Source organism: Vibrio minamisatsumaniensis (assembly GCF_050337445.1).
Classification (GTDB): Bacteria; Pseudomonadota; Gammaproteobacteria; order Enterobacterales; family Vibrionaceae; genus Vibrio; species Vibrio artabrorum.
The window spans coordinates 1-8,384 of sequence record NZ_JAKJSY010000114.1 but is presented as its reverse complement, the minus strand read 5'-3'; the positions used below and the strand labels follow the sequence as shown (position 1 = coordinate 8,384).

Genomic DNA, 8,384 nt, shown 5'->3' with positions numbered 1-8,384 from the left:
AAATAATATGGATTGGATTCTTAACGCAAAAAGCTATGTCAGAGTAATAGAAGAAGGCAGTTTCAATGGTGCCGCTCGTAAACTCAACACCACCAGCTCGGCCATCAGTAAAAGAGTGAATTGGCTAGAAGATCGTATCGGCACGCAGCTCTTAAAACGCACGACACGCTCGATTAGCCAAACAGAAGCTGGCGCACTCTTTTACCAACGAGCCAAAGCTCAACTGGATAGTTGGCAATCGATCATCGATGAAACCCGCTCCGTCAATCAAACCCCTGCCGGCCTGTTAAAAATAGGGGCGACTATTGCTGTTGGATCCAAATTTCTAGTGCAATATATGGACGATTTCTTAGAAAAATACCCCGACATAAAAGTGCAACTCATCACCACCACCCCCGGCCAACTGCCCGAACTTGGATTGGATCTGGTGATAAGTCGTGAGTTAGAGCAACTCAACTCGCTAAGCTTTAAAAAAACACCATTGTTTGAACATAAAGCAGGGTTCTACGCGGCTCCGAGTTATCTCGCTAAACATGGTTACCCCACATCAGAGCAAGATTTAGAACGGCACAACTCCTTGATCTGGGGAGAACGTCCTACTCGTGAAGTGGCGCTAACCAAAGAACAGCGAATCACTTTGAACGGCAACTTTGCGACCACCAATCCAGAAGCTCTATTCCATGCAGCGAAAAGAGGTATGGGTATATTATTAACCATCAAAGCGATGATTAAAGATGACCTTAAACAAGGGACATTAGTTCCAGTATTGCCAAATATAACAGCCGATGAAGTCATGGTTTACGCCTATTATCCTAAACTTGATTACTCACATACTCGGACCAAGCTGTTTTTAGACCACCTAAAAGGTAGGCTAGACAAAGAGCGCAGCACATTAGTTTTATAAATAGGAAGGAAGTGCGATAAACGTTATAAGTCGCACTGAATTTGAAAAAAACGATAACGTGGTCAATACTGTATCAAAACAATATGGGTTTTCATGCATAAAGATACCTTCAAATTAGCGGTGAAAACGATGTCTCAAGATACACACAACAGCTTAATCAACACCGACCACATTGGGCGTCTACTCAAATTGGAAGGTATCGACCTTTTAGAGTCGGCCGCGCTCATGTTGCATCAAACATTTGGTACTCAGAGCACCAGCATCATAGAAAAAAGAAACTTTCCAGACCAAATACTTCCTTCGGTGATTGCGCATTCTGATCATATCGTACATGACAAAATCAACGCACGTCATGGTCACATCTATCAACAAGCTGTCAATCAAAAGCACCCCGATTGCTCCTTTGCGCAGCACATCATTCAGTCGCTACCAACGTCGGCATTTAGACAAGAAATCACATCAGATCTGACTATCGCAATACCTACTCGCACTCAGAGTGGTGAAGTAATAGGTGTACTATTTTCAACCTTTGCTTCTCCACTGAGTCCAAGCCAAAAACAAGAAGCGATAAAGTACCATCAACTTTTTGCCGATATCATCGTCCATACACTTAGAGAAATGTGGTTCAACGAGCGCTCTGAGCAACTGCTCAATCAGCTCAGTTATGAGGTTTCACACGATAATTTAACTGGGTTGCTAAATCGAAGTTGCTTGTCAGATACCTTAGAATCCATTACTCAGCAGGGCATCACGCCATTCACATTAGCGATGATCGATATTAATAGCTTCAAAGCCATTAATGATATGCATGGTCATTATATTGGCGATAAGGTGCTTCAGTATGTTGCCGATACCTTGCGTCGAAATCTACCCGAGAGTAACTTGATTTTTCGAACTGCGGGGAATGAGTTTGCCTTTATTACCTACCATTCCGATCCCATAGCGGTGTGTGAACATCTACAGGCTAAAACCAAAGAAGGCTATAGCAACCTCGATATAAAAATTAATATCGACGTCAGTATCGGTATTGCTCGCTCAGATGGGCATAACAAAGACATAGAACAGATCATCTTTAACACCAGCTTGGCGTTGAAAGAGTGCAAACTTAGCCAAGATAACCAAACTAGATGTTATGACACTCATCTAAGCGTTCGTTACCATAGGAAAACCGAGTTAATCGCGGCTTTACGTCGTGAGCTTGAAAGCCCAATTTCACATAAAGACATAAACAATGACAATGGTATGTACGTGGTGACACAACCCATTGTGATTAAAAACGAATCTCAATGGCAATATTTCGAGGTCCTGACTCGCTGGAAAACAACGCAATACGGTGATATTTCACCCGTCGAGTTCATTCAAATCGCTGAAGAATCAGGGCTGATTGTCGAACTGGGTGAACGTATTATAGAACTGGTGTGCCGAGCTAAAACAATATTAGAACAAGGTTTAGGCTACAAAGTTAAACTTGGGATTAACTGTTCCGCTCATGAGCTTACCGACTCTAAACGTTATATATCCTACCTCACTCGCACCATTGAACAACACCATTTCAAGGCAAATGAGTTTGTAATTGAGTTAACTGAAACGGTATTACTGTCCCCCACAAAAGAGACAAAATCGGCGCTTAACTTTTTAAGGGCTCAAGGATTTACAGTCGCACTCGATGATTTTGGGACCGGTTACTCAAGCCTCAATTACATTCACAGCTACCCTATCGATTGCATTAAAATTGATGCGACCTTCATTCGTAACTTGTTGACAAGTTCTACCTCCGAGAGCGTTGTATGGTTGATCATCCAGCTTGCTCATCGCTTAGGCGTATCCGTCGTTGCTGAGGGGGTTGAAGAACGTGAGCAATTAGAAAAACTTCACGCTATGGGGTGTAACAAGATTCAGGGATATTTTTATTCACCGCCCATGCGACCAGAAGCTATCGTCAGTTATCTCTCCCATGCTGAGCTGCCTGTTACAGACAATACATAACCGAATAACCCGCGTTCAAACCCATTGCCTTAACCCAAAAAAATACATTAAAAAGCCGCGAGTTCATGACTAAACTTTGAACGGTTTAGCATGCAACTCGCGGCTCTCCCCAATGGATTAATTAAGACCGTTTACCGAAACAATTCGTTCACTATGATCGGATTGCGATTCCAACGCTTCTTTAAATAGCTTGTCAGCTTCGTCTCTCGCGGCCATAAAGCTCGCTTTGTCTTTCTTAGGTACCGACTCTGCCATCGGAATATTCGCTGTCATAGCGTTGACTGGACGACCACGTTCGATCAACTCATAGTGCAAGTGTGGACCTGTCACTCGGCCTGTTTTACCCGACAAACCAATACGCTGCCCACGAGAAACCGCTTGCCCTTTTCGAACGAGGATCTTACTTAGATGCAAATAGCGCGTTTTGTAAGTGCTGCCGTGTTGAATAACCACGTAATTACCCGCATAAGGATGCTTACGCGTCATAATGACTTTACCGTCACCCGTAGCCTGAACTGGAGTTCCAACGGGAACCGCGAAATCGGTACCATTGTGTGGTGAGATACGACCTGTAATCGGGTGTAGACGTTTAGGGTTGAATTGAGAGCTCTGACGCCAACTGCTGTTCACTGGATAACGTTGGAAAGCACGTTGTAAGCTATCACCATTCATATCGTAATATTGCCCATCAGTATGAAGATAAGCAGAAATGACTCGGTTACGGTTGATGATTTTTATTGCTTCAATTTCGCGTTTTCCGGTTGCAACACCCTCAACAAATTGTACTTTTTGAAGGACCTCAAACTGATCACCAGCACGTAAGTCTCGGCTAAAATTCAACTTATCTTTGAGCAACGTAACAATGTGGTCAATTTCAAGACTGCTCAAGCCCGCCTTGTTCGCCGACATAGAGAAACTGCCTTGGATATCCCCCACTAAAGGCTTTTGCTTCCACACACCCGGAATAGAGATATCTTTAAATTCATAGGTGCCATCTTCAAGTCGTCGATAGACCACTTTATCAGCGATACTAAATTGAAGTTCCATTTTGGAAAGATCACCTGTCGCCTCACTTTTCCAAAAACGCAATGTATCACCAGGGCGTAACGTATCAAGCGCTAGAAAGTTTAAATCGGTTTCCATTACACTCATCATCGATTTATACGAAAATCCAAGCTGAGTGAATATACTACTCAAGTTATCACCTGTTTGAATTTGGTACTCAAACGTCGGTGGCTCAATAGCCGTCACAGAAGAAGGTGGTGCCGTTGACTCAATAACACTGGAGTCCGATAAATTCAAATCAACGGTTTTCGTCAGATCTGAATGGGTAGATTGCAGAGTAACACCAATCGCAGCAATAAGTGGCAATCCTAAAATAGCCACTTTTTTTAGAGGTGAAAGCTCAGAAAGCGAAGAGGGTAATATTTTTGAATACACGGTAAACAGGTCTTTCTACGATATAAAGGTGTAGGATATGCTTTTCATACGCATAAATCATCAATACATTGCAATAATATGATACTAATATTGCAATAGCAGGCTAAGTCATTGAGTTGTTGGAAATGAAAAAACGCATCTACATTTCATTTTCCCATGAGAGATAGACCCCAACTTCATTCATACAAACAGTGATTTCTTACACTCACTCAAATGTCACTCCTTACCTATCGACTGCGTATCAAAAGAAAAACTCATTAACACCTTTTCCGACGGTGCTTCTGCGAAGGATTGTTTTGAAGAATGTTGAGTGAAACCGATGAAACCAGCGCCAGTAAACTGACCATCAGCTGGCGGAGTGACGTCCAAGGTTTGAATTTGCACACGATCGCCCAGTAGGAGTTGATCGACTAGCACGACACGGCTTCGCTTTTGATCAAATTTAAACAGGCCAAGGTAGTAGAACACACCGCTACCTTGATTCGATACCCACATAGGCGCAACAAAGAAACTCGCCTCCCCCATGATCACGGTTGAAAGTTTTTTAGTATCGACAGTAATCACACCACGCTCCACACCAGAGTCATAACGGCCAAATGCGAGCGCTTTGGCGTTGTCGACACGATTAATGAAAGCATATGCATTCGTTTCTGGCACTTTAATTGTCCATGGGTTGGTCGTTTTCAAATCAAACACAGTGTCAACGATGGGATCATAAGTGATTTGTGATGAAGGAAACTTCGCTAAGATCTCTTCATCACTGAGGCTGAATCGATAAATACCAGCCACTATGACGACCACTAGCATGACAATTGGAACCAGTAAAATCAGAGGTATCGGTAAAATTTTCTTTTTCATGATCAGTTTTAATCTTTTATTTTCATTGGTTGTGCTGACCATAAAGGGCTTTAGTCTAATGATCAATATCGGGTTAACTGGAAGTAGAACACGGTTATGATAAATTTGAACATCAAATGGACCATGACGGCTAACAGTCATACTGCGATAAATTAACCAGCTAAAATGAGATGGCACTATGCAGTTCAAGACCCAATATAGTGGTTCAACAACGCTAGCGTATCTTTTCGTTAGCGTTATAATCTGGGTCCTAATTTTAACCCGGAATGACTTCCATGATTTCTAAACTACCTCGCTGGGTTGAATATGGCGCCTTACTACTAGCCGGTCTTGCTGGTAGCGTAAATGCTATCGGATTACTCGGCTTCCAACATCAAGCCATTTCGCACATCTCAGGTACCGTATCTTTATTAGGCAGTAGCTTACTGATTCCAACCTCATCCTCAGTACACCTACTATTAGTAATATTGAGTTTTATGTTGGGCGCAGCATTTAGTGGATTCTTTATCGAGAACCAAGTTCTAAAGTTAGGACGTCGTTACGGTGTCGCTTTGTGTATTGAAGGGGGATTACTGTTTGTATCGCTTTGGGCACTATTACAAGGCTTCACTTCCGGACAATACTTCGCTTCAGCCGCTTGTGGCTTGCAGAACGCTATGATAACGACCTACAGTGGCGCGATCATTCGAACAACGCACATGAGTGGAATCATTACTGATCTCGGGATAATGATCGGTGCTCGATTAAAAGGCATGCCCTTTGACCGTCGCAAAGCCAAACTGCTGATATTTATTGTCGTCGGTTTCCTGTTTGGTGGTTTAATCGGTGCTTGTCTGTTCGATCATTTTGAAATATTAGCACTGGCTTTTCCTGCCTCTTTTGCTTTCATCATTGCCTTCATTTATTGGCTTTATTTGAGCCATCGAACAGAAACACAACTCAAACTGTAAATATCTGGTAATGACTCATCGAAATCCGTAACATCAACAACCGTTTATTCTAAACTATTAGTGATTTTTAAATTATCCCACTTGAATACTTAGCGATATTTGATGAATAGTATTGCAAGGAGTATGAATACTGGGTAATCTTGCAGCCAATGAAAAACACGGACGTTTAGTGAATAAAAATGCCAAGGATGTGGTTTTTTTTCATGTAGAAATACGAGAACAATTAACATGTCTAACAATACGAATACTGCTCAGCCCAATAAATCAAAAGGCAGTTTCTGGATTTTCTTAATCCCATCATTGATTGGTTTATTCCTTTTCATGGCTCCAATTAGCTATCAAGGTAATCTTACGATCCCTGTTGCTATCTTAGCCAAGTCGATTCAAGCGGTTTTCGGTGAATATCTGGTCCCTATCATCACTGCAATCGTTGCTTTCATGTCTGTAGCTTCCATTTTAAGCACCATTTTTAAGCCTACATTCATCGTATCAAGTTCATTCTTAAGCGGTCTTTTCAACCCATCGCCTCTATGGTTGTTAGTGCGTTTGATCGGCGGTGCTGCTGCATTGATGGCTTTCTTCCATATCGGTCCTGAAATGATATGGGAAGAAAATACCGGTGGTTTAGTGCTTGAGGGACTACTTCCTACACTGTTTTCAGTCTTCATCTTTGCAGGTTTACTGTTGCCACTACTGCTTAACTTTGGCCTATTAGAACTCTTTGGCACCTTGTTAAGTAAAGTCATGCGCCCAATCTTCAACCTACCAGGCCGCAGTGCTATCGACTGTATGGCTTCTTGGTTAGGGGACGGCAGTGTTGGTATCCTACTTACGAGCAAACAATACGAAAATAAATTCTATACCCAACGTGAAGCCGCCGTGGTTGGTACGACTTTTTCTGCGGTATCGATCACTTTCAGCCTTGTCGTTATTGCTCAAGTCAATCTTGAACACCTATTCCTACCTTTCTACGCAGCCATCTGTTTAGCCGGTATTGTCGCGGCGGTCATCATTCCTCGCCTTCCGCCCTTGAGTAGGAAGAAAGATACGTTTATTGATGGGAGCAAGCCACACAAAGATGCTGATGCGATCCCAATGGGTCACTCCACATTCTCTTGGGGTCTACAATTAGCGGTCAGCAAAGCCTCACAAGTTAAGTCTGTTAAGTCCGTATTTGGCGAAGGCGTTCGTAACGCCGTAGATATGGTATTTGGAGTACTGCCTGTCGTTATGGGTCTTGGTACAATGGCATTGGTTATTGCAGAATACACGTCTGTTTTCTCAACCCTAGGTCAACCCTTCATTCCATTTTTAGAACTCCTTGGCGTTCCAGAAGCCGTCGCAGCGTCCGAAACTATCGTCGTTGGTTTTGCGGACATGTTCATTCCAGCAATCCTGGCGGCTTCTATCGACAATGAGATGACTCGTTTTGTTATCGCTGCCATGTCAGTGACTCAACTGATCTATATGTCAGAAGTGGGCGCACTACTGCTAGGCAGTAAGATTCCAGTCAATATCTTTGAACTGTTTATTATCTTTATTCTACGTACTTTAATCACACTCCCTGTGATTGCTGGTGTCGCGCATTTAATATTCTAAAGTGATTTACTGCGCCATAACACGTAACGCTATCAATCGGAAAACCTCACAAATGTGAGGTTTTTTATTCCCTCCAATATCGCCATTATTTCTCTAAAGACAGCTTCGAAAAAACGCTGGTGTTGAGTCTATTTCACTTATGTTATTACTCATGGCTAATTTTAAAAGCATTCCTGACGTATAAACACCAAACTACTGCACGCTTGTTTCACACACACCTTATTTTAGTTAGCCTTCAAGTTATTGAAAAGTTGTAACTTAATGGTTAAATAACTGGATATCGCACAACTTTCCGTTTATTTTTTAGCCTATTYGATAGAATTATATTTAAGTAGTTATCAATCCAGTCGATACCTATAGTTACAAAACATGATTAGATTTAGTCTTCGCAAATTCTGTGAGAAGGGGAATACTGATCCGCACCAGAAGTTTTGGACACCGAGTTAAGTGAGTACAATCACTAACGAGGTGAACAATGACAACTAAGAAAACACGAATCAAACATGCTCCTGAATTTAAAGCCGAAGCGCTTAAGTTAGCAGAGAAAGTCGGTGTCTCTGCTGCCGCACGACAGCTTTCGCTATATGAATCTCAAATTTATGGGTGGCGTAAAGCCGTCAAAAAAGATGCGAAAATCAGCGATAGAG

Annotated in this window: 7 protein-coding genes; 5 read left to right on the top strand and 2 right to left on the bottom strand. The window is 42.3% G+C overall.

What is annotated here, in order from left to right; all coding sequences use genetic code 11:
* The first annotated feature begins 7 nt into the window (after window positions 1-7).
* Window positions 8-904: a LysR family transcriptional regulator gene (locus L4B77_RS18510; protein WP_261840685.1), complete on the top strand. Its 897-nt coding sequence runs from the start codon at window positions 8-10 to the stop codon at window positions 902-904.
* Between the two features lie 129 nt (window positions 905-1,033).
* Window positions 1,034-2,890 carry a putative bifunctional diguanylate cyclase/phosphodiesterase gene (locus tag L4B77_RS18505; protein ID WP_429752232.1) on the top strand — a complete coding sequence of 619 codons (1,857 nt, stop codon included), beginning with the start codon at window positions 1,034-1,036 and terminating at the stop codon, window positions 2,888-2,890.
* 117 nt (window positions 2,891-3,007) lie between these two features.
* Here L4B77_RS18505 and shyA read toward each other — a convergent pair whose 3' ends face one another.
* Together shyA and L4B77_RS18495 are read right to left on the bottom strand one after the other, a co-directional pair.
* A complete protein-coding gene (gene shyA / locus L4B77_RS18500) occupies window positions 3,008-4,330 on the bottom strand; it encodes a peptidoglycan DD-endopeptidase ShyA (protein ID WP_261840684.1) in 1,323 nt (440 codons plus the stop codon).
* Between the two features lie 216 nt (window positions 4,331-4,546).
* A complete protein-coding gene (locus tag L4B77_RS18495) occupies window positions 4,547-5,188 on the bottom strand; it encodes a hypothetical protein (protein ID WP_261840683.1) in 642 nt (213 codons plus the stop codon).
* 275 nt (window positions 5,189-5,463) lie between these two features.
* On the opposite strand from L4B77_RS18495, the gene L4B77_RS18490 reads away from it, so the two are divergent.
* The 3 genes from L4B77_RS18490 to L4B77_RS18480 form a co-directional block, all read left to right on the top strand.
* Window positions 5,464-6,138: a YoaK family protein gene (locus L4B77_RS18490; protein WP_261840682.1), complete on the top strand. Its 675-nt coding sequence runs from the start codon at window positions 5,464-5,466 to the stop codon at window positions 6,136-6,138.
* Window positions 6,139-6,366: 228 nt separating this feature from the next.
* Window positions 6,367-7,737, top strand: coding sequence for a YjiH family protein (locus L4B77_RS18485; RefSeq protein ID WP_429752227.1), 1,371 nt, complete (start codon window positions 6,367-6,369; stop codon window positions 7,735-7,737).
* A 475-nt stretch (window positions 7,738-8,212) separates the two neighbouring features.
* Window positions 8,213-8,384, top strand: a 172-nt coding sequence (locus L4B77_RS18480; protein ID WP_429752230.1) for a transposase, incomplete at its 3' end; no start/stop codon positions are given.